This window comes from Micromonospora sp. NPDC047187, from assembly GCF_040643355.1.
Lineage (GTDB): Bacteria > Actinomycetota > Actinomycetes > Mycobacteriales > Micromonosporaceae > Micromonospora > Micromonospora salmantinae.
Map to the genome: position 1 here is coordinate 33468 of NZ_JBEYUF010000007.1, position 19985 is coordinate 53452.

Genomic DNA, 19985 nt, shown 5'->3' on the forward strand with positions numbered 1-19985 from the left:
TCGGGGTGGTCGTGTCCGGCCGGCCGGGCCACAAGCGAATTCTGTACCGGTCGGTACGTATCCGAACGTGGCGGTAGGAGGAGTTGTTCCGCAAGGCCGTGGCCCGCTACGCCGAAGGGGACACGGGGTACGCGCGGGACGCCTTCGCCCAGCCGACCGCGTACGGAGGTGGGTGGTCACCCTGCTCCGCGAGAACGTGATCTCCGTGATCCGGCCGGACCGACCGCTCGGTCCGTGCCTGGAGCGACTTCGCCCGGACCGGTCGGGCCGACCCGTCCGGTCAGCCCGTAGGTTGTCGGCTCAGCACGGGCCCGCACCCTCGTTGAAGAGGCGGCGGGCCCAGTCCGCGTACCCGGCGATGGTTTTTCGGACAGTGCGCCCGTCGTGCAGGAACAGGTACGCGCGGTCGCCGCTGCGAGCGAGTAAACCGTCGAGCCGATGTGTCCCCTGTGGAGCCCGCAGCCGGCTGACCTGCGGGTAGCGGTCCCAGACCTCGTCGACGGGCGAGCCTGCCGTAATGCCCTCCGGTGTCCGCATCGGGTCGCCGACCCAGAGCAGCACGAGTTTGTCCTCCACGAAGACCGGGCTGACCGTGTCGTGGCCGGCGAGCATCGGCCCGCAGGCTTCCAGGCTGGTCCGCAGGATGCCGCGTCGGGTCAGCTCGTCCTCGGTGGCACCGAACTCGATGTTGCGCAGGCCGTTCAGGTCGATGATCCCCACGTTGCCGGCGGGCCGGCCGTTAGGAATCGACCCGGTTGGCGGTACGCCGCTGCCCGCGATCGAGGCAGCCGTCATCAGCGTGGCGATAAACGCAAATTGTCGCAATTTCATGGAATCCCCCAGTCCCCAACGGAACGGGAGCGTTCAGGTTGCTGCCGAACGCTGGATTCCTGGTTTTCCCACTGCTCGACCAGCTCGTCCCAGTAGTCGGCGCTGAGTCGACGCCGCCCGTGCGCCAGCCAACCCTCGGTGCTCCGCTCCAGGTGCAACCCCACTTCGGCGAACCTGTCGATCCAGGTGCCGGGCTCCACGCCGAGCTGACTGAGCGCACAGTTGATCGGCCACTGCTCGCGCGGCGCGCTCAACTCGTCGTCGAAGCGCGGGCCCCAGGACAGCCCTCCGCCCAACCACACCGCTGCCGACTGGTAGCCGACGCCGCCACCGAACTCCGCCTCCACATAGGCCACCGGAGCCGACTGTGACCAGCGGGTCAGCACCTCGACCAGCGCCGTCGACAACACCAGGCCGAACGGGCCCGCGGCGCTGCGCTCGTCAGTGGCGAAATCCGGCAACGACCCGGTCAGCTCGATCACCAACTGCGGGGTGACCGGCAGCAGCGCGAAGTCCTGGCGCAGCTCGCCGAGGACCGCGTGATCCAGCTCGGCGGTCTGCTCGCGGAGCAGTTCGACGTCCGCGACCACCGCGCTGAGCTGGTAAGCCACGGAACCTCCGGTCGTCCACAGCCTGTGGATAGAACATGTGTACGACGGTCTCCCCGTCGTCGCTGCCTGGCACGGTACCGGCCAGAGAGTGGACGTGCCGGGCCCTGCTCGACGAGTGGGCGTCGGCGAGCAGGCGACGGTTGTACGGTCCTGGCCATGGCCAATCAACTGAGCGTTCCCGGTGTGCCGTTCCCGCTCGTGCCCTCGTCCGCCGAGCTGTGGCGGGTCGACGAGGCGGCCGGCACCGTGGCGGTCGAGGCGCAGCCGCACACTGACATCTTCATCGACCCCAGCACCGGCTCCGCCGAGACCACCACTGTCAGTGCCGAGTCGACGCTCAACGCGGCGACACTGCTCGGGGACCTGCCGACCGGGGACTTCCAGTTCAGCGCCCGGGTCACAGTGGGCTTCGCCGCCACCTTCGACGCCGGGGTGCTGCTGCTGTGGCTAGACGAGCGGCGCTGGGCGAAGCTGTGCTTCGAGTTCTCCCCAGCAGGCGATCCCATGATCGTGTCGGTCATCTGCCGGGGCGTCGCCGACGACGCGAACGCCTTCGTCGTACCCGACCGGTCGGTGTGGCTGCGGGTCTCCCGGGTCGACGGGGTCTACGCGTACCACGCCTCGGTCGACGGTGAGACCTGGCAGCTGATCCGCGTCTTCCTCCTCGACCCCGACACGTCTCGCGACCGGATCGGCTTCGCGGGCCAGTCCCCGACCGGTGAGGGGTGCGGCGTGACCTTCGACGAGATCACGTTCCGGGCGGAACGTCTGGGCGATCTCCGCGACGGCTCCTGACCTGCCTGTGTGACCGGGCGCCGGTCAGGCGCGTCGGGTGAGCTGGGTGACGAACGCACGCCAGGCCGTGGGCGCGAAGGCGAGCGCCGGGCCGGTCGGGTCCTTTGAATCCCGTACGCCGACGACGCCGGGCAGGTTGTCGGCGACCTCGACGCAGGCGCCGCCGTTGCCGCTGCTGCGGCTGCTCTTGCGCCACCGGGCGCCGTTCAGCTCCATGACTCCGCCACTTCCTGGATGATTTCGACAGACTGCCAGTGGGACAACGCCTCGCCGCGCACGTTCTCCCATGCCGCCATCATGGCCGCGATGTCCTCGGGGTCGCTAGCGACTTGTCCCTGAAGTTGGTTGTCGAGGTAGCCGGCGACCCGGTGGTCGTGGCTGTGCGCGATCACGAAAGGTCCGTTGAGGCCGGCATAGGCGCCGACCGCGCTGGGCACGACGTGCACCCGGATGTGCGGCTCGACGCACGCCGCCGCCACGGCCAGCAGTTGCTCGCGCATCGTCGACCGGCCGCCCACCGGACGGCGGATGACCGCCTCGTCCACGACCGCCGTGAACTGCGGCGGGTCGTCCCGCCTGAGGATGCCCTGCCGGCCGAGTCGGACCGTGAGATGCCGCTCGATCTCCCCCCGGGGGATCAGGCCCGCGTCGCCCAACACCGCGCGGGCGTACGCCTCGGTCTGGAGCAACCCCGGCAGGACGGTCGACTCGAACCAGCGAAGCGACACCGCCTCGCGCTCGATCTCCTGCCACGGACGAAACCAAATGGGGTCACGACGTCTTGAAGTGTCCGGCCAGATGTCCGACACGTCCTTGTGCAGCGCCTCCGCTGCCGCCAGTCGGTGGCGTGGATGCGGGATGCGGTCCTCGGTCAACCAGCGCCCCACGGTCTTCGGGTCGACGCCGACGGTCTCGGCGAGGGATTCGGTGGTGTGCCCGGTGTCGCTGAGCGCCACCCGAAGCGCGTCGTTCACGGCTCCTCCATCGGATGTCCTAGATATCTGGAAACCATATAGCTACGCGGTGTATCTGTCTCGTAACTCTCCCGAGGGTGGTCCACAGAAGACGGCGTGGCCGGTGGAGGCGCAGGAGCCCGGCGGTCTGCGTCAGTCCGGGGTCGCCCCGACGGGGAGGCGGGGCGGCCCCCGTCCACTGCGAAGGAGATCCGGCCATGCCCCGCCGCCGCTACCGGAACCACCTGCCGACCCGACCGACCTGGCGCTGTGCCGCGTGCGGCATCGCCTGGCCCTGCTCGGCGGCGAAGCTGCGGCTGCTCGGCGAATACCGGCACGACCGGCTCGCGTTGACCGTCTACCTGGCGACGCTGCAGACAGAGGCCGGCGAACACCTCACCGACGTCGACCCGGCCCGCCTGACCGACCGCTTCCTCTCCTGGGCCCGCGCCCGCGCCTGACCTCGTCAGCGCACGTCAAGTTCCGGATCGGGGCCGAGGTCGAAGTGGGACGGCAAGGTGGTGGGGTGACGCCACCGCACAGACGACTCAGGGCCGGTCCCCGTGGGGCCGGCCCTGTCGTTCGTGCTGCTCAGGCGAGCGGAGGATACGAGATTCGAACTCGTGAGGGTGTAAACCCAACACGCTTTCCAAGCGTGCGCCCTAGGCCTCTAGGCGAATCCTCCGCGAGCCAGGATACAGGCCCCTGTCGGCCGGGTCACCCCACCACCCCCTGAAGATCGACGGGCGGTCGGGTAGGCTGGGCGGCACCTCCCGTGCGGCGGTATCTCGTGAACCTCCCCAGGGCCGGAAGGCAGCAAGGATAAGCGAGCTCTGCCGGGTGCACGGGAGGCCTTTTTGTCTGTGGGCCGGTTGATCCACTCGGCGTCCGTGATGTCGCGGTGTCCCGGCCACGCGGACACCGCGGTTTCCAGGAAGCCGAGTCGATCAAGCCCTGGTGGCCCGGTCGATCAAGCCCGAAGGCCCAGGCGCCCGGGGTGGTGGGTGGTCACCCGCGCCCGACCGGCGCAGAATGGCTCGGTCGAGAGGAGGCGGGACGAGTGACGCTGGCGCTCTACCGCAAGTACCGGCCGCGTACCTTCGCTGAGGTCATCGGCCAGGAGCACGTGACCGAGCCGCTGTCGCAGGCGCTGCGCAGCGGACGGCTCAACCACGCCTACCTCTTCTCCGGCCCTCGTGGCTGCGGCAAGACCACCAGCGCCCGGATCATGGCCCGCTCGCTCAACTGTGAGCAGGGCCCCACTCCCGAGCCGTGCGGCAAGTGTGACTCCTGCCGCTCGCTGGCCGCCGACGGTGCCGGCTCGATCGACGTGATCGAGATCGACGCGGCCAGCCACGGCGGTGTCGACGACGCCCGCGAACTGCGCGAGCGCGCCTTCTTCGCGCCGGCCAGCAGCCGCTTCAAGATCTACATCATCGACGAGGCGCACATGGTCTCGACCCAGGGCTTCAACGCCCTGCTCAAGCTGGTCGAGGAGCCCCCGGAGTACGTCAAGTTCATCTTCGCCACCACCGAGCCGGAGAAGGTCCTCGGCACGATCCGGTCGAGGACCCACCACTACCCGTTCCGGCTGTTCCCGCCGAAGGTGGTCCGCCCGTACCTGGAGCAGCTCACCCAGGCCGAGGGCGTCGCCGTCGAGCCGGCGGTCTTTCCGCTGGTGGTCCGCGCCGGTGGCGGCAGCATGCGGGACAGCCTCTCGGTGCTCGACCAGCTCATCGCCGGCGCCGGCGCGGAGGGGGTCAGCTACGCACGGGCCGTCGCGCTGCTCGGGGTCACCGACTCGGCGCTGATCGACGAGATGTGCGACGCGCTGGCCGCCGGTGACGGCGCCGCCGCGTACGCCACCGTCGACCGGGTCGCCGAGGCCGGGCACGACATGCGTCGGTTCGCCTCCGACCTGCTGGAACGGCTGCGCGACCTGATCGTGATCCAGCAGGTGCCGGACGCCGCAGCGAAGGGTCTGATCGACGGCCCGGCCGACCAGATAGAGCGGATGGCAGCCCAGGCTTCGCAGCTCGGCTCGGCCACGCTGTCCCGCTGCGCCGACATCGTGCACAACGGGCTGGTCGAGATGCGCGGCACTACCGCGCCCCGCCTGCTGCTGGAGCTGATCTGCGCCCGGATGCTGCTGCCCGGCGCGGACGACTCCACCGGCGGCCTGCTCCAGCGCCTGGAGCGAATGGAACGCCGGCTCACAGTGGGCGGCACCGACGCGCCGTCGGCCGCCGCCGGCTCCGCGCCAACCAACCACCCAGGGGTACGCCCACAGCAAGCAACCCCCGTCCCGGCTGCCGCCACCCCGACACCAGTGAACGCCCCGACCTCCGCACCGCCGTGGGCTGTCGACCCGGCGGCGTCCCCGGCCCAGGGCGCTCCCGCCCCGGCTGCTTCGGTCACCGGGGCACCCGCTCCGACCTCCGGTGCGCCGGCCTCGTACGCCTCGGCGGCCGACTCGCCGATCCCGGCCTCCCCGGGCGCGTCGACCGGGTCGGCAACCGCTGACCAGGCCGTACCCGTCTCGCCCGCCGGGCCGGCCCCGCGTCGCGTGGTGCCACCGTCGGCGGTGCTTCCCGACCCGGCGACGCCCGCGCCGCCTCGACCCGGAGCACCGGCCGCCGCGCTGGACGCGGTAGCGGTTCGCCGCGTCTGGCCCGACGTGGTCGGCAAGGTCAACCGGACCAACAAGCGGATCGCCGCCCTGATGCGGGACGCGGTCGTCCGCGAACTCGACGGCGACATGCTGGTGCTGACGGTGAAGTCCACAGTGCTGGCCAAGATGATGGCCGACCACGCGGCGGTGCTCACCGACGCGCTGTACGAGGAGTTGGGCGGGCGCTGGCAGATCCGGTGCGAGGTGGCCGGCGAGCGCGGTGGCGTGTCGCTGTCCGGTTCACCGCGCGCGCAGCAGACCGCACCGGCCCGACCCGCCGCGCCGCCAGCCACGCCCGCCGCCGCGACGAACGCCGCGACCCCGACTGCCGCCGGCCCGACGAGCGCGCCGCCGGCCGGGCCAAGCACGAATCCCACGCCTGGCTCGAACCCCACGCCTGGCTCGAGCGCGGCGCCTGGCTCGAACCCCACGCCTGGCTCGAACGGCGGGCCTGGCTCGAACGGCGGGCCTGGCTCGAGCGCGGCGCCGAGTGCGAGCGCGGCGCCTGGCTTCAGCGCTGCGGCTGGCTCGAATGCCGGGCCAAGCACGAACCCCGCGCCGGGTTCGAACGCGCCTGGCTCGAACGCGGCGCCACGTGCGAACGCCGCCGGGCCGGGGACAGTGGGCCCCAACGCCCCGACCGCCGCCGGTCCGACGAACGCCTCGCCGACCGCCGCGAACCCGAGCGGCGCTGCCGGCTCGGCTTCGCGCGGCGGTGTCGGTGCGGGTTCCGCTGGGCACGGTGCTGGCGGGCAGGGCACAGCGCCCTCCACCCCGGCGGCGGACGACGACGGCGACTGGCCGGCGGCGGCCCGCCCCGGCGGCGGCGCCCTCGCCGCCGAGGCTACGGATGACGAGGACTGGCCGGAGGCCGCCCGACCCGGCGGCGCGTCGGCCGGAAACGAGTCGAGCCCCTACTCTGCACCGGCGTCGACCGGCGCGAACGGCAGCACCGGGAACGGGAACGGCAGCACCGGGAACGGTACCAACGGCAGCGGCACCAACGGCGGTGGCGGGAACGGCACCGGGCCGGGCGGTTCGGGCGGTTCCGGGTCAGCGGCCGGTGGCGGTAAACCGGGCGGGCGGGGTAACCCGACACCGGCGGCCCGGCAGCCGGCGGCAGCCGGTGGTGCGCCGGTGAGCAGCGCCATCGCCGCGGCTCGCGCGGCGGCGGCGGGGCGCGGTGCGCGTACCGGAGCGGCAGCCCGGCCCGTCGCGGACGCGGAATGGGCGGGCGAGCCGCCCTACGACCCGGACTTCGACGGCCCGGCGCGGGCCGGTCGACCCGGCGGCGCGGCACCGGCCGCGGCCCCGGCCCTTGAGGGGTTCGACCCGGGCGACGAGCCGTTGGACGAGATCATCGACGAGAAGACCGCACGGGAGTCCAGCGAGGAGCAGGCGGTACGGCTGCTCCGGGAGACCTTCGGCGCCGAGAAGATCAACGAGATCGACGCCCGCTAGCGGCCCCACCCACCCCGGCTCGGCGATCTTGCAGTTTCGGTTGTCGTCTTGCGCCGAATGCCCCTTTATGTCGCAGCAGGAAGTGCAAGATCGCGTAGGGGAGGGGTTTCGGCCAGTAGGACAGCTAGGGCGCAGGCCCACAAGGGGAACGGTAGGACGGCTACTCGTTCCATGCCGCCTACCCCGATGGCCAGGCCCTGTTGGGCGGCGAACAGTGTTGTTCCGGCCAGCGCGATCAGCCCGGCGGTGAGGGTGAGTCGTCGCCATCGGCCGAGCGTCGTGTTTCGTGGTGCGAAGCCGGCCAGGAGCAGGCCGATGTTGCCCATCCCCATGATCAGGACTGCGCCGAGGACGTGCAGGTTCTCGTCGATGTCGGCCGGGTAGAGGGCCGCGAGGGCGTAACCGCCGGTGGCCAGCAGCAGGAGTGTCTGGACCGTGCGCACCACCGGGCCGCGGCCGAGGATTCGCCAGGTCAACAGGAGCCCGGCGGCGAGCAGTACGGCGGTGGCCAGTGTCGCGGTGTTCATCAGTGGGTGCCATGGTGAGCAGACGTAGCGGGGGCGGGTGGTGTCCCAGACGCCGCAGTGGGCGTTGCCGAGGTCGCTGATGTTGTGGGTGGCCCAGCTGTAGGCCGGCTCGCGCCACCGCAGCCCGGTGATCAGGCTGGCGACGAGGAAGATGGGCGCGGCCGCGAGCCAGCACAGTGTGCCGACCCGGCCGGTGCGGTTGAGGTTCATGCCACGAGCAGACCAGTGCGGCGGCTGCGGGCGCACTACCAGCAGATGGCCGGTTCGGGGTAGGGGTAGCCGTACCCGGAGGCTCGGCGTGGGCGGACGCACCGGGCGGGGCGAGGTCGGTCCCAGCGGATAGGCTGAGCGGCGGTCGAGCAGACGAGTGCGAGAAGGAGCCATCCCGTGCGCCCAGGTGGACAGCCGAACATGCAGCAGATGCTGAAGCAGGCGCAGAAGATGCAGCAGCAGATCGCCGCCGCCCAGGCCGAGCTGGCCGAGGCCGAGCTGACCGGCACCGCCGGCGGCGGGTTGGTCACCGCGACCGTCTCCGGCTCCGGTGAACTCAAGGCCATCAAGATCGACCCGAAGGCCGTCGACCCGGACGACGTGGAGACGCTGGAGGATCTGGTCGTCGCGGCAGTGCACAACGCCGCCGAGGCGGCCCGGGAGCTGACCGAGCGCAAGATGGGCCCGGTCGCCGGCGGCATGGGCGGCCTCGGCCTGCCCGGTTTCTGAGCCGGCAGATGTACGAAGGTGCCATCCAGGATCTGATCGACGAGCTGGGTCGGCTGCCGGGCGTGGGTCCGAAGAGCGCTCAGCGGATCGCGTTCCACGTCCTCTCGGCGGATCCGGCCGACGTCAACCGGCTGGCCGGCGCGCTGCGCAAGGTCAAGGAGCTGGTGCGGTTCTGCACCACCTGCTACAACGTGGCCGAGTCCGAGCAGTGCCGGATCTGCCGCGACCAGCGTCGCACCGAAGAGGTGCTGTGCGTGGTGGAGGAGCCCAAGGACGTGGTGGCCATCGAGCGGACCGGTGAGTTCCGCGGTCGCTACCACGTGCTGGGTGGCGCGATCAATCCGCTGGAGGGGATCGGCCCGGACAATCTCCGCATCCGGGAGTTGATGATCCGGCTCGGCGGTGGCGGGGTGCGGGAGTTGATCCTGGCCACGGATCCGAACACCGAGGGCGAGGCGACCGCCACCTATCTGGCGTTGATGGTGAAGCCGATGGGCATCTCGGTGACCCGGCTGGCCAGCGGGCTGCCGGTCGGCGGCGATCTGGAGTACGCCGACGAGATCACCCTTGGTCGGGCCTTCGAGGGGCGCCGCGCGGTCTGACCTCCCTGACGTACGGCCGGTGGCCGGCACCCGTGTGGGTGCCGGCCACCGCTGTGTCTCTGCCCGGAAATGATCTGACACCTGTGCCCTCATCGGGGCTGTTCGACGTAACAGTTTGGCATCGCGGGTGCTGATTGATCGGTTTTTGCCGCTGTTTACCTAAGAATCGAATGTCAAGCGGCGGTTGAGGCACGATCCGATACCAACCGTCCACTCAGCGGTTTCCGGGTGGACGCATCGGGAGCTATGGTCACCGCCATCGGTGACCCCTGTCACCACGTTGTCCGTACCCCCAAGGACGAGGTGAAGCACACATGCGTGCACCCAGGCCGAAGGCCGCGATCGCGGCCATCGCGGTCGCGGCCCTCGCGGTAGCAGGCTGCGCCGAGAGCAACCGCGACGACAATTCCGGCGGTAGCAAGAAGGACACCCTCGTCTTCGGCGTCGCCGGAGACCCGAAGGTGCTCGACCCGAGCTTCGCCAGCGACGGTGAGTCGCTGCGCGTGGCGCGTCAGGTCTTCGAGACCCTGGTCCGACCGGAGGAGGGTGGCACGAAGGTCACCCCCGGCCTGGCCGAGTCCTGGACCCCGGACGCCACCGGCACCACCTGGACCTTCAAGCTCCGCTCGGGCGTGAAGTTCCACGACGGCACCGACTTCAACGCCGAGGCCGTCTGCGTCAACTTCAACCGCTGGTACAACGCCAAGGGCCTCATGCAGAGCCCGGACGTGACCGCGTACTGGCAGGACGTCATGGGCGGCTTCGCCAAGAACGAGAACGCGGATCTCCCGCCGAGTCTCTTCAAGTCCTGCGCCGCCAAGGACGCCACCACTGTGGATCTGGCCTTCACCCGGGTCTCCAGCAAGATCCCGGCCGCGCTGATGCTCCCCTCGTTCTCCATCCACAGCCCGAAGGCGCTGCAGGAGTTCGACGCGAGCAACGTCGCGGGCACCGCCGAGGACATCAAGTACCCGTCGTACGCGACGGAGCACCCGACCGGCACCGGACCGTTCAAGTTCAAGACCTGGGACGTCGCGAACAAGACGCTGACCCTGGAGCGCAACGAGGACTACTCGGGCGCCAAGGCCAAGCTGAAGACCCTCATCTTCAAGACGATCTCGGATGAGAACGCCCGCAAGCAGGCGCTGCGCTCCGGTGACATCCAGGGCTACGACCTGGTTGGCCCGGCCGACGTCGAGCCGCTGAAGAGCGAGGGCTTCAACATGCTCACGCGCCCGGCGTTCAACGTGCTCTACCTGGCGATGAACCAGAAGGGCAACCCGAAGCTCGCCGACATCCGCGTCCGGCAGGCCATCGCGTACGCCCTGAACCGTCAGCAGCTGGTCACCTCCAAGCTGCCGCCGGGTGCCAAGGTCGCCGACAACTTCATGCCGGACACCGTCGAGGGCTGGAACGGTGACGTCACGAAGTACACCTACGACCCGGCCAAGGCGAAGGCGCTGCTGGCCGAGGCCGGCGCGTCGAACCTGACGCTGAAGTTCCACTACCCGACCGAGGTCACCCGGCCGTACATGCCGAACCCGAAGGACATCTTCGAGTTGCTCTCGGCGGACCTGAAGGCCGTTGGCATCACCGTCGAGGCGATCCCGCTGAAGTGGAGCCCGGACTACCTGAACGCCACCACCTCGGGTAGCAAGCACGACATCCACTTCCTGGGCTGGACCGGTGACTACGGCGATGCCTACAACTTCATCGGCACCTTCTTCGACCGGCCGAAGGACGAGTGGGGCTTCAACAACAAGGCCCTGTTCGACCAGTTCAAGGACGCGGACGGCACCGCCGACATCGCGGCCCGGACCGAGAAGTACAAGGCCCTGAACAAGTCCGTGATGGACTTCCTGCCCGGTGTGCCGATCTCGCACTCGCCGCCGGCGATCGTGTTCGGCAAGGACGTGACCGGCGTCAAGGCGAGCCCGCTCACCGACGAGCGGTACGCGACCGCCGAGTTCAAGTAAGTCCTGATCTGACGCAGCAAGGAACGCGGGCGGGCGCTGTCGCACAGCGCCCGCCCGCAACCCTCCGCACCCCTTCGAGGCCGCCGTGTTCCGGTTCATCGTCAGGCGCCTGCTTCAGCTGATACCCACGCTGTTCGGGCTCTCCCTCCTGCTCTTCATCTGGCTCCGCCGACTTCCCGGCGGCCCCGAGACCGCCATCCTCGGCGAGCGCGGCACCCCCGAGATGCGGGCCGCGATCCGTCGCAACATGGGGCTCGACGAGCCCATCCTGGTGCAGTACGGCCGTTTCGTACGGCGGATGATCAAGCTCGATCTGGGCACCTCGACCTCCACCAAGCGGGCGGTCACCACGGAGTTCATCGAGCGCTTCCCCGGCACCGTCGAGCTGACCATCACCGCGATGATCATCGCGATCGGCGTCGGCATCCCGCTGGGCTACCTGGCAGCCCGGCGTCGCGGCCGTTTCCTTGACCACGCGTCAGTGGGCGGCTCGCTGATCGGCATCTGCATCCCGGTCTTCTTCCTGGGCTATGTGCTCAAAGCGATCTTCTCGGAGAACCTGCACTGGTTCCCGTCCAGCGGCCGGCAGGACCCGACGCTCGGGGCGACCCGGGTCACCAACTTCTTCGTCCTCGACGGGTTGATGACCCGTGAGTGGGACGCCGCCGCCGACGCCCTCTGGCATCTGGTGTTGCCCAGCATCGCGCTGGCCAGCATCCCGCTGGCGATCATCGTCCGGATCACCCGGGCGAGCGTGCTGGAGGTGCTGAACGAGGACTTCGTACGGACCGCCGAGGCGAAGGGCCTGACCGAGCAGACGGTTCGTCGCCGGCACGTCCTGCGCAACGCCATGCTGCCGGTCGCCACCTCGATCGGTCTGCTCGCTGGCGGCCTGCTGTCCGGCGCGGTGCTGACCGAGACCGTCTTCGCCTTCAGCGGCATCGGAGCGTTCGTCGCCGAGGCCATCGGCCAACGCGACTATCCGGTGCTGATGGGCTTCATCCTGATCATCGCGGTGGTGTACGTGCTGGTGAACCTCCTGGTCGATCTCTCCTACAGCTTCATCGACCCGAGGGTGAGGGTGCGATGACACTCAGCCCAGGCAAGAAGCGCGAAAAGATCGACAGGCTCGCCGAGCTGGCAGCCCGTGACGACGAGCGGGGCGTCAGCCTCTGGCAGGAGGCGTTCCGCCGGCTGCGCGGTAACCCGGCCGCGATCGTCGGTGCGGTCATCCTGGCGCTCTTCGTGCTGGTCGCTGTGGTCGGCCCGTTCCTCGTGCCGTACGCGGCGACTGACACGATCGGCATCCGGGAAGGGCTGATCAAGCCGGGTGTCATTCCCGGCCCGACCGGCGATCACTGGTTCGGTTACGACCACCAGGGCCGGGACGAGTTCAGCCGGATGATCGTGGGGGCCCGTCAGACCCTGCTGGTCGGCGTGGTCTCCACCCTGATCGGTCTGGCGGTGGGCGCGCTGATCGGTGGCGTCTCCGGTGCCGCCGCCGGCCTCGGTGGCCGGTGGGGGCGGTGGATCGACACCACCCTGATGCGCTTCATCGACATGCTGCTGGCGATGCCGAGCCTGCTGCTGGCGGTGAGCATCGCCGCTCTGCTCGGGGCCAGCCTGACCACCGTGATGATCGCTGTCGGTGTGGTCTCGGTGCCGGTGTTCGCCCGGCTGCTGCGCGGCTCGATGATCTCCCAGGCCAACAGCGACTACGTGCTGGCGGCGACCTCGCTCGGCGTCAAGAAGTCGAAGATCGCGCTGACCCACGTGGTGCCGAACTCGCTCGCCCCGGTGATCGTGCAGGCCACGCTGACCCTGGCCACCGCGATCATCGAGGCTGCGGCGCTCTCCTTCCTCGGCCTCGGCAACCCGGACACCGCCGTACCGGAGTGGGGGGTCATGCTCGCCGACGCGCAGCAGTACCTCGGCATCCGGCCGTCACTGGCGATCTACCCGGCCGTCGCGATCATCATCACCGCGCTCGGCTTCACCCTGCTGGGTGAGGCGATGCGTGAGGCCCTCGACCCGAAGCTGCGGAAGTAGGCCCGGCATGTGTGAAGCGCGAGGAGTGAGCTTGCGAGCCCCGCAGTCGCGAACGGAGGGCCAGTAATGGCACTGCTCGAAGTTGAAGATCTCTCCGTCACGTTCGCCCGCCGTGGTCAACGGGCCGTGCACGCGGTCGACGGGGTGTCCTTCTCGGTCGACGCCGGTGAGGTGGTCGGCCTGGTCGGCGAGTCCGGCTGCGGCAAGAGCGTCACCTCGCTCGCGATCATGGGCCTGTTGCCCAAGCAGCCCGGCCTGCGGGTCGGCGGCAAGGCCGTCTTCGACGGCACCGACCTGCTCCAGCTCGACGACCGGTCGCGGCGGGACATCCGGGGCCGGGACATCGCGATGATCTTCCAGGACCCGCTCTCCTCGCTGAACCCGGTGATCCCGATCGGGTTGCAGGTGACCGAGGTGCTCACCCGGCACCGGGGGATGAAGGGCGAGGCCGCGGCGAAGGAGGCGGCGGCGCTGCTGGACCGGGTCGGCATCCCGGACCCGAAGCGGCGGCTCAAGGAGTACCCGCACCAGCTCTCCGGTGGGATGCGCCAGCGTGCGCTCATCGCGATGGCGGTGGCCTGCCAGCCTCGGTTGCTGATCGCCGACGAGCCGACCACCGCGCTGGACGTCACCATCCAGGCCCAGATCCTGGAGCTGCTCAAGGAGCTGGTCCGGGACTCCGGCACAGCACTGTTGATGATCACGCACGATCTGGGTGTGGTGGCCGGCATGTGCGACACCGTCAACGTGCTCTACGGCGGCCGGGTGGTGGAGACGGCCCGCCGTCGTCCGCTGTTCCGTCAGCCGCGTCACCCGTACACGGTGGGTCTGCTCGGCTCGGTGCCGCGCCTGGACGCCGGGCGGGGCGAGAAGCTCAACCCGATTCCCGGTTCGGTCCGGGACCTGCTGCCCTGGCCGGAAGGATGCGCCTTCGCCCCGCGCTGCGCCCGCCGGATCGACGAGTGTGTGGGTGAGCCGCCGGAGCTGGTGCACGCGCACGACGGACGGAGCTACCGGTGCGTCAATCCGGAGCCGCTGCCGGGCATGGTGCCCGCCCCGCGCGAGGAGGAATCAGCGTGAGTGACAACGACATCCTCGTCGAGGTGCGTGACCTGAAGGTGCACTTCCCGATCAAACGGGGGGTGCTCTTCGACCGGGTGGTCGGCCAGGTGAAGGCCGTCGACGGTGTCGACCTGAGCATCGTGAGGGGCAAGACGTACGGACTGGTGGGTGAGTCCGGCTGCGGCAAGTCCACGTTGGGTCGGGCGCTGCTGCAGCTCACCCCGCCGACCGCCGGTGAGGTCAGCTTCGACGGCGTCGAGCTGACGACGCTGCCGTCCGGCAAGCTGCGCAGCATGCGTCGCCGGATGCAGATGATCTTCCAGGACCCGATGTCCAGCCTCGACCCCCGGCAGAACGTCGAGTCGATCCTGACCGAGGGCCTGCAGACCCACGGGATCGGCACCGACCGCACCGACCGTCGACGGATCATCGGCGAGACCCTGGACGCGGTCGGGCTGCCGCGCTGGGCGCTGTCCCGCTACCCGCACGAGTTCTCCGGCGGGCAGCGGCAGCGCATCGGCATCGCCCGCGCGCTGGTGCTCGGGCCGGAGCTGATCGTCGCCGACGAGCCGGTCTCGGCGCTCGACGTGTCGATCCAGGCCCAGGTGGTCAACCTGCTGGACGAACTCCAGGACAGCCTGGGGCTGACCTACCTGGTGATCGCGCACGACCTCGCTGTGGTCCGGCACATCTCCGACACTGTCGGTGTCATGTACCTGGGCGCGCTGGTCGAGGAGGCGCCGAGCGACCGGCTCTACACCGAGCCGCTGCACCCGTACACCCGGGCGCTGATGTCGGCGGTGCCGGTGCCGGATCCGGACGTGGAGGACCGCCGGGAGCGGATCCTGCTCGCCGGTGACCTGCCGTCGCCGGCCAACCCGCCGTCCGGCTGCCGTTTCCACACCCGCTGCCCGTGGGCGCAGCCCACCCGCTGTGCCGACGAGCGACCGGTGCTGCGGGACATCGGCGCCAGCCGGGTGGCCTGCCACTGGGCCGAGCAGATCGCCAGCGGCGAACTGCGCCCGCACGGGGTCAGCGCGCAGATCGTCCGACCCGAGGGCGAGGGGGACGCGCCGGGCGTGGTCTCCGCGCCCACCGAGCCGGGCTCGTACGTCTGAGACTGGACGCGGTGCCGGCGCTCGTCAGCCTTCGGGGCGGTTGAGCAGCCCCACCGCGACGCCGTGCACCGCGTCCAGCCCAGCCGGGTCGGCCAGCGTGACCGACGTGCCGGTCACCGTGTACCACTCGTCCGCGTCCTTGTACTGCACCCGCACCGTGACGGTGCCGTCCGCGTACTCGGTGCGCAGCGTCAGGTCACCGGTGACGACGCCGACCTCGTCGGTCATCACGCCGCCGGGGCCGGGCACGATGTCGGTGGTGCGGGCCTGCGGGGCGGCCGCCCCGCCCGAGTCCGCGACCATGCCGGCACCCGGCACGGCGGCGGGGGTCTCGGCGGTGCCGTCCGCTGTCATGCCGGCGGCGGCCGGGCCGCTCTCCCCGGCGGCGGTCACGAATCGCTCCCCACTGAACAGCCCTCCAACATGTCGGTCAGGGCGGCCTTCTCGGCGCTGGTCACCGTCAGCTTCCAGTAGTGCTTGACCGTCACCCAGTCCTGAGCGTATTTGCACCAGTAGGACCGGCTTGCCGGTTTCCACTGGGACGGGTCCTGGTCACCCTTTGCCCGGTTCGACGAGGCGGAAACCGCGAAAAGCTGCGGACGGGTGGTGTCGTTGGCGAAATCGCCGCGCTTCGCGTTGTCCCACTCGTCGGCACCCGAGCGCCACGCGTTGGCCAACGGCACCATGTGGTCGATGTCCACGTCGGAGGGATCCGAGAAGCTGCGACCGTCGTACACGCTCTCCCAGCGCCCACCGACCACGTTGCAGCCGGAGAGCTTCACGTCCTTGCCGTCGCGCTGGAGGATGCTGTCCCGGACATCGCAGTTCTTGCCGGTGTCCCGCCAGTGCGGGAAACGCTCCCGGCTGTAGCCCTTCATCGAGCCGGCGGTAGCGACGGTGAGCTGGCTCAGTTGCTCCGCGGCGTTGCCGCCGTCGCTCGACGGCGGTGTGGTCGGCTCATCCTGCGGGACGCAACCGGCCACGCCGAGCGCCAGCGCCGCGGCAAGCGCGGCCACCGCCGCTCGCGGTCCTGATCTGGTACGCACAGACGACACCTCTCCAGCTTGGGGGCTCCCGGCGATTGCGCACAGTACCCGGGCACGGTTTCGGCGTTTCGTGGCGTCTCCCACATGATGCAAGGCACATTGGTGGGATGACCGCACCCGTACCGGCGACCGCCCTCCGGATGGGCACCACCGCCGGCCGGGGCACGCTGCTCGCCGCCGTACTCGCCTCTGGAATGGTCTTCCTCGACAGCACCGTCGTCAACGTGGCGCTGCCGAAACTCGGGCAGGACCTCGGCGCGAACGTGGCCGATCTCCAGTGGACCATCAACGGCTATCTGCTGATGCTGGCGGCGTTCGTGCTGCTCGGTGGCGCGCTCGGGGACCGCTTCGGCCGGCGACGCATCTTCCTCATCGGCGTGCTCTGGTTCACCGCCGCCTCAGTGCTCTGCGGGCTGGCCCAGGACACCGGCATGCTGATCGCGGCCCGGTTCCTCCAGGGCGCCGGTGGCGCGCTGCTCACCCCCGGGTCGCTGTCGGTGCTCCAGGCGAGCTTCCATCCCGACGACCGGGGCCGGGCGATCGGTGCCTGGGCCGGGCTGTCCGGGGTGTCCACCGCGCTGGGCCCGTTCATCGGGGGCTGGCTGATCGACGCGCTCTCCTGGCGCTGGATCTTCTTCCTCAACCTGCCGATCGCCGTGCTGGTGCTGCTGGCCGCCCTGCGCTGGGTGCCGGAGAGCCGCGACGAGAGCGCCTCCCGCACCGAACGGCGGGGCCGGACCCGACGGCGGTTCGACGTCGCCGGAGCCCTGCTCGGAGCGCTCGCGCTCGCCGGCGTCACCTACGCCCTGATCGACGCGCCGGCCCGCGGGTTCGACTCCGCCGAGGTGCTGATCGCAGCCCTCGTCGGGGTGCTCTCCGCGGTGGCCTTCGTCCTGCTGGAACGGCGGCGCGGCGACGCCGCGATGCTGCCCACCGGGCTGTTCAGCAGCCGACTCTTCTCGGTGCTGAACATCTTCACCGTTGTCGTCTACGCGGCGCTCGGCGGCTTCACCTTCTTCTTCGCCGTCTATCTCCAGAACGTGGTCGGGTGGTCGGCCTTCCGCACCGGCATCGCGTTGCTGCCGATGACAGTGCTGCTGTTGGTCGGCTCCGCGCGCGCCGGTGCACTGTCCGCGCGGATCGGCCCACGGCTGCCGCTGGCCATCGGACCGGTGGTCGCCGCGGTCGGCCTGCTGCTGCTGCGCGGCGTCGGACCGGGCGCGTCGTACTGGCGGGACGTGCTGCCCGGGGTGCTGCTCTTCGGCATCGGGCTGACCCTGGTGGTGGCACCGCTGACCGCGTCGGTGCTGGCCGCCGTGCAGGACCGGTTCTCCGGGGTGGCCAGCGGGTTCAACAACGCCGCGTCCCGCGCCGGCGGCCTGCTCGCGGTGGCGGCGCTGCCGCTGCTCGTCGGGCTCTCCGGCGGCGGGTACGAGCAGAAGGCCGAGCTGACCGACGCGTTCCGGGCCGCGATGGAGTGGTGTGCGGGGCTGCTCGTGGCCGGCGCGCTGCTGGCCCTCGTGCTGGTCCACCGACCGCCCCGGGAAGCCCCGCCGTCCCAGCCCTGCCATTCGCTGCCCGCCGCGACACCCCCGAAGTAGCAAGCCACTCCGGGGGTGTCGCGCTCAGATCAGCGGCGGGCGCGGTTGACGGCGCTGGTGACCGCCTTGATCGACGCGGTCACGATGTTGGCGTCGGTGCCGACACCCCACACCGTCCTGCCGTCCACCTCACACTCCACGTACGCGGCGGCCTGCGCGTCACCACCGGAGGAGAGCGCGTGCTCGTGGTAGTCGAGCACCCGTACGCCCACCCCGACCGACTGGAGCGCGTTGACGTACGCGTCGATCGGGCCGTTGCCGACCGCGGCGAGGGACCGCTGCTCGCCGCCCACACCGACCTGGGCCTCGATCTCGACCTTGCCGTCCACAGTGCCGATCGTGTAGCCGGCCAGCCGAACCGTCGGGTCGGGCTGGTGATCGAGCAGGTAGTGCGTCGCGAAGATCTCCCACATGGCGGCCGGGTCGACCTCGCCGCCGTCGTGATCGGTGACCTGTTGCACCACACCGGAGAACTCGATCTGGAGCCGACGCGGCAGGTCCAGTTGGTGCTCGCTCTTCATGATGTACGCCACGCCGCCCTTGCCGGACTGCGAGTTGACCCGGATGACCGCCTCGTAGGTGCGGCCCAGGTCCTTCGGGTCGATCGGCAGGTACGGCACCGCCCAGGTGTGCTCGTCCACCGGTACGCCGGCCGCCTTCGCGTCGGCGGCGAGAGCGTCGAAGCCCTTCTTGATCGCGTCCTGGTGGGAGCCGGAGAAGGCGGTGTAGACCAGGTCGCCCGCGTACGGGTGGCGCTCGTGCACAGGCAGCTGGTTGCAGTACTCGACGGCTCGCCGGATCTCGTCGATGTTCGAGAAGTCGATCATCGGGTCGATGCCCTGGGAGAAGATGTTGAGCCCCAGGGTCACCAGGTCGACGTTGCCGGTGCGCTCACCGTTGCCGAACAGGCAGCCCTCGATGCGGTCCGCGCCGGCCAGCAGGCCCAGCTCGGCGGCGGCCACGCCGGTGCCCCGGTCGTTGTGCGGGTGCAGGCTCAGCACCACGCTGTCCCGGCGCGGCAGGTGCCTGTGCATCCACTCGATCGAGTCGGCGTACACGTTGGGGGTGGCCATCTCGACGGTGGCCGGCAGGTTGATGATCAGCGGCCGGTCCGGGGTCGGGTCGATCACGTCGATCACCCGGGAGCAGACCTCCAGCGCGTACTCCAGCTCGGTGCCCGTGTACGACTCCGGCGAGTACTCGTAGAAGATCTCCGTGTCCGGGGTGTGGATCTCCGCGTACTTCTGGCAGAGCCGCGCCCCGGTGGTGGCGATGTCGGCGATGCCGTCCCGGTCCAGGCCGAAGACCACCCGCCGCTGGAGGGTGGAGGTCGAGTTGTAGAAGTGCACGATGGCCCGCTTCGCGCCGCGCAGCGACTCGAACGTCCGGTCGATCAGGTGCTCCCGGCACTGCGTGAGCACCTGGATGGTGACGTCGTCCGGGATCATGTCGTCTTCGATGAGCTGCCGGACGAAGTCGAAGTCGGTCTGGCTGGCCGACGGGAAGCCGACCTCGATCTCCTTGTAGCCCATCTGGACCAGCAGCTGGAACATCCGGCGCTTGCGCTCGGGCGACATCGGGTCGATCAGGGCCTGGTTGCCGTCGCGGAGATCCACGGCGCACCAGCGGGGGGCGGCCTCGACGGTGCGGGTGGGCCAGGTGCGGTCCGGCAGTTCGACCCGGAACTGCTCCCGGTACGGCTGGTAGCGGTGGTACGGCATCCGGCTCGGCCGTTGCCGGGCGATCGGATCGGTTTCGGCGTCGGTGACAGGTTGAGCCATCTCAGAGTGCTCCCTGGAACATGTGGCGTCAGCAGATCGGAAGGTGTCGGCGAGATGCCGGGCGACGGTGCGCGGCGGTGCCGAGAAGAAACTCGGATGTGCTGGACGGCGCGATGCGACTCCGCGACGAGGTGCCGGCCGGTCAGGCCTCGTCGCGGCGGCTAAGGAGGAGCAGCGCCTG

19 protein-coding genes, 1 tRNA gene and 1 other RNA gene are annotated in these 19985 nt (G+C 70.2%); 12 read left to right on the plus strand and 9 right to left on the minus strand.

Annotated elements, in window-relative coordinates; all coding sequences use genetic code 11:
* Positions 1–300 precede the first annotated feature (300 nt).
* Together ABZ794_RS14275 and ABZ794_RS14280 are read right to left on the minus strand one after the other, a co-directional pair.
* Entirely contained in the window at positions 301–795 is a 495-nt protein-coding gene (locus ABZ794_RS14275; protein WP_357515797.1) for a hypothetical protein, read from the minus strand.
* A 32-nt stretch (positions 796–827) separates the two neighbouring features.
* The gene (locus ABZ794_RS14280; protein ID WP_210780739.1) at positions 828–1442 is read right to left on the minus strand and encodes a hypothetical protein; all 615 of its coding nucleotides are present in this window, start codon (positions 1440–1442) and stop codon (positions 828–830) included.
* Positions 1443–1598: 156 nt separating this feature from the next.
* Here ABZ794_RS14280 and ABZ794_RS14285 point away from each other — a divergent pair, with 156 nt between their 5' ends.
* Entirely contained in the window at positions 1599–2237 is a 639-nt protein-coding gene (locus ABZ794_RS14285) for a DUF1349 domain-containing protein (RefSeq protein WP_238690382.1), read from the plus strand.
* A gap of 24 nt (positions 2238–2261) precedes the next feature.
* On the opposite strand, the gene ABZ794_RS14290 is transcribed toward ABZ794_RS14285, so the two are convergent.
* Together ABZ794_RS14290 and ABZ794_RS14295 are read right to left on the minus strand one after the other, a co-directional pair.
* Positions 2262–2453: a DUF397 domain-containing protein gene (locus ABZ794_RS14290; RefSeq protein WP_357515800.1), complete on the minus strand. Its 192-nt coding sequence runs from the start codon at positions 2451–2453 to the stop codon at positions 2262–2264.
* Entirely contained in the window at positions 2444–3211 is a 768-nt protein-coding gene (locus ABZ794_RS14295) for a helix-turn-helix transcriptional regulator (protein ID WP_357515802.1), read from the minus strand. The genes ABZ794_RS14290 and ABZ794_RS14295 overlap by 10 nt, the downstream gene beginning before the upstream one ends.
* A 197-nt stretch (positions 3212–3408) precedes the next feature.
* Between ABZ794_RS14295 and ABZ794_RS14300 the strand changes: the two genes are divergently transcribed.
* Positions 3409–3651 (plus strand): flavin reductase, encoded by a 243-nt coding sequence (locus ABZ794_RS14300; RefSeq protein ID WP_112604744.1) that lies wholly within the window; start codon positions 3409–3411, stop codon positions 3649–3651.
* 139 nt (positions 3652–3790) lie between these two features.
* Here the strand turns inward: ABZ794_RS14300 and ABZ794_RS14305 are convergent.
* Positions 3791–3875 (minus strand) — tRNA-Ser (locus ABZ794_RS14305).
* An 82-nt stretch (positions 3876–3957) separates the two neighbouring features.
* On the opposite strand from ABZ794_RS14305, the gene ffs reads away from it, so the two are divergent.
* Together ffs and ABZ794_RS14315 are read left to right on the plus strand one after the other, a co-directional pair.
* An RNA gene (gene ffs / locus ABZ794_RS14310) (signal recognition particle sRNA small type) lies at positions 3958–4047 on the plus strand.
* 203 nt (positions 4048–4250) lie between these two features.
* Positions 4251–7322, plus strand: coding sequence for a DNA polymerase III subunit gamma and tau (locus ABZ794_RS14315; RefSeq protein ID WP_357515804.1), 3072 nt, complete (start codon positions 4251–4253; stop codon positions 7320–7322).
* 65 nt (positions 7323–7387) lie between these two features.
* Here the strand turns inward: ABZ794_RS14315 and ABZ794_RS14320 are convergent, their stop codons facing one another.
* Positions 7388–8059 carry a DUF998 domain-containing protein gene (locus ABZ794_RS14320; RefSeq protein WP_210780746.1) on the minus strand — a complete coding sequence of 224 codons (672 nt, stop codon included), beginning with the start codon at positions 8057–8059 and terminating at the stop codon, positions 7388–7390.
* Positions 8060–8260: 201 nt separating this feature from the next.
* Here ABZ794_RS14320 and ABZ794_RS14325 point away from each other — a divergent pair, with 201 nt between their 5' ends.
* From ABZ794_RS14325 to ABZ794_RS14355, 7 genes are all read left to right on the plus strand, one after another.
* Positions 8261–8569, plus strand: a complete 309-nt coding sequence (locus tag ABZ794_RS14325; RefSeq protein ID WP_007466279.1) for a YbaB/EbfC family nucleoid-associated protein — start codon at positions 8261–8263, stop codon at positions 8567–8569.
* A gap of 8 nt (positions 8570–8577) precedes the next feature.
* Positions 8578–9171 (plus strand): recombination mediator RecR, encoded by a 594-nt coding sequence (gene recR / locus ABZ794_RS14330; protein ID WP_210780747.1) that lies wholly within the window; start codon positions 8578–8580, stop codon positions 9169–9171.
* Between the two features lie 314 nt (positions 9172–9485).
* Positions 9486–11147 carry an ABC transporter substrate-binding protein gene (locus ABZ794_RS14335; protein WP_210780748.1) on the plus strand — a complete coding sequence of 554 codons (1662 nt, stop codon included), beginning with the start codon at positions 9486–9488 and terminating at the stop codon, positions 11145–11147.
* Positions 11148–11232: 85 nt separating this feature from the next.
* Positions 11233–12237: an ABC transporter permease gene (locus tag ABZ794_RS14340; protein WP_124776655.1), complete on the plus strand. Its 1005-nt coding sequence runs from the start codon at positions 11233–11235 to the stop codon at positions 12235–12237.
* The gene (locus ABZ794_RS14345; protein ID WP_210780749.1) at positions 12234–13196 is read left to right on the plus strand and encodes an ABC transporter permease; all 963 of its coding nucleotides are present in this window, start codon (positions 12234–12236) and stop codon (positions 13194–13196) included. The genes ABZ794_RS14340 and ABZ794_RS14345 overlap by 4 nt, the downstream gene beginning before the upstream one ends.
* Positions 13197–13262: 66 nt before the next feature.
* On the plus strand, positions 13263–14276 hold the full coding sequence (locus ABZ794_RS14350; protein WP_357515807.1) for an ABC transporter ATP-binding protein: 1014 nt from the start codon (positions 13263–13265) through the stop codon (positions 14274–14276).
* On the plus strand, positions 14273–15376 hold the full coding sequence (locus ABZ794_RS14355; RefSeq protein WP_210780750.1) for an oligopeptide/dipeptide ABC transporter ATP-binding protein: 1104 nt from the start codon (positions 14273–14275) through the stop codon (positions 15374–15376). Before ABZ794_RS14350 ends, ABZ794_RS14355 begins: the two co-directional genes overlap by 4 nt.
* Before the next feature lie 24 nt (positions 15377–15400).
* Here the strand turns inward: ABZ794_RS14355 and ABZ794_RS14360 are convergent, their stop codons facing one another.
* Both ABZ794_RS14360 and ABZ794_RS14365 read right to left on the minus strand, forming a co-directional pair.
* Positions 15401–15790 (minus strand): hypothetical protein, encoded by a 390-nt coding sequence (locus tag ABZ794_RS14360; RefSeq protein WP_357516009.1) that lies wholly within the window; start codon positions 15788–15790, stop codon positions 15401–15403.
* Positions 15766–16422 (minus strand): HNH endonuclease family protein, encoded by a 657-nt coding sequence (locus ABZ794_RS14365; RefSeq protein WP_357515809.1) that lies wholly within the window; start codon positions 16420–16422, stop codon positions 15766–15768. Before ABZ794_RS14365 ends, ABZ794_RS14360 begins: the two co-directional genes overlap by 25 nt.
* 107 nt (positions 16423–16529) lie before the next feature.
* Here ABZ794_RS14365 and ABZ794_RS14370 point away from each other — a divergent pair, with 107 nt between their 5' ends.
* Positions 16530–18023, plus strand: a complete 1494-nt coding sequence (locus tag ABZ794_RS14370) for an MFS transporter (RefSeq protein ID WP_357515811.1) — start codon at positions 16530–16532, stop codon at positions 18021–18023.
* A gap of 29 nt (positions 18024–18052) precedes the next feature.
* On the opposite strand, the gene leuA is transcribed toward ABZ794_RS14370, so the two are convergent.
* Entirely contained in the window at positions 18053–19804 is a 1752-nt protein-coding gene (leuA, locus tag ABZ794_RS14375) for a 2-isopropylmalate synthase (RefSeq protein ID WP_238690389.1), read from the minus strand.
* Positions 19805–19985: the final 181 nt, after the last annotated feature.

What these genes read in the sequence shown, in the direction of transcription:
- ABZ794_RS14275 (WP_357515797.1), bottom strand. Translation starts at nt 795, where the DNA reads ATGACGGCTGCCTCGATCGCGGGCAGCGGCGTACCGCCAACCGGGTCG.
- ABZ794_RS14285 (WP_238690382.1), top strand. Translation starts at nt 1,599, where the DNA reads ATGGCCAATCAACTGAGCGTTCCCGGTGTGCCGTTCCCGCTCGTGCCC.
- ABZ794_RS14290 (WP_357515800.1), bottom strand. Translation starts at nt 2,453, where the DNA reads ATGGAGCTGAACGGCGCCCGGTGGCGCAAGAGCAGCCGCAGCAGCGGC.
- ABZ794_RS14300 (WP_112604744.1), top strand. Translation starts at nt 3,409, where the DNA reads ATGCCCCGCCGCCGCTACCGGAACCACCTGCCGACCCGACCGACCTGG.
- ABZ794_RS14320 (WP_210780746.1), bottom strand. Translation starts at nt 8,059, where the DNA reads ATGAACCTCAACCGCACCGGCCGGGTCGGCACACTGTGCTGGCTCGCG.
- ABZ794_RS14325 (WP_007466279.1), top strand. Translation starts at nt 8,261, where the DNA reads ATGCAGCAGATGCTGAAGCAGGCGCAGAAGATGCAGCAGCAGATCGCC.
- recR (WP_210780747.1), top strand. Translation starts at nt 8,578, where the DNA reads ATGTACGAAGGTGCCATCCAGGATCTGATCGACGAGCTGGGTCGGCTG.
- ABZ794_RS14335 (WP_210780748.1), top strand. Translation starts at nt 9,486, where the DNA reads ATGCGTGCACCCAGGCCGAAGGCCGCGATCGCGGCCATCGCGGTCGCG.
- ABZ794_RS14345 (WP_210780749.1), top strand. Translation starts at nt 12,234, where the DNA reads ATGACACTCAGCCCAGGCAAGAAGCGCGAAAAGATCGACAGGCTCGCC.
- ABZ794_RS14350 (WP_357515807.1), top strand. Translation starts at nt 13,263, where the DNA reads ATGGCACTGCTCGAAGTTGAAGATCTCTCCGTCACGTTCGCCCGCCGT.
- ABZ794_RS14370 (WP_357515811.1), top strand. Translation starts at nt 16,530, where the DNA reads ATGACCGCACCCGTACCGGCGACCGCCCTCCGGATGGGCACCACCGCC.
- leuA (WP_238690389.1), bottom strand. Translation starts at nt 19,804, where the DNA reads ATGGCTCAACCTGTCACCGACGCCGAAACCGATCCGATCGCCCGGCAA.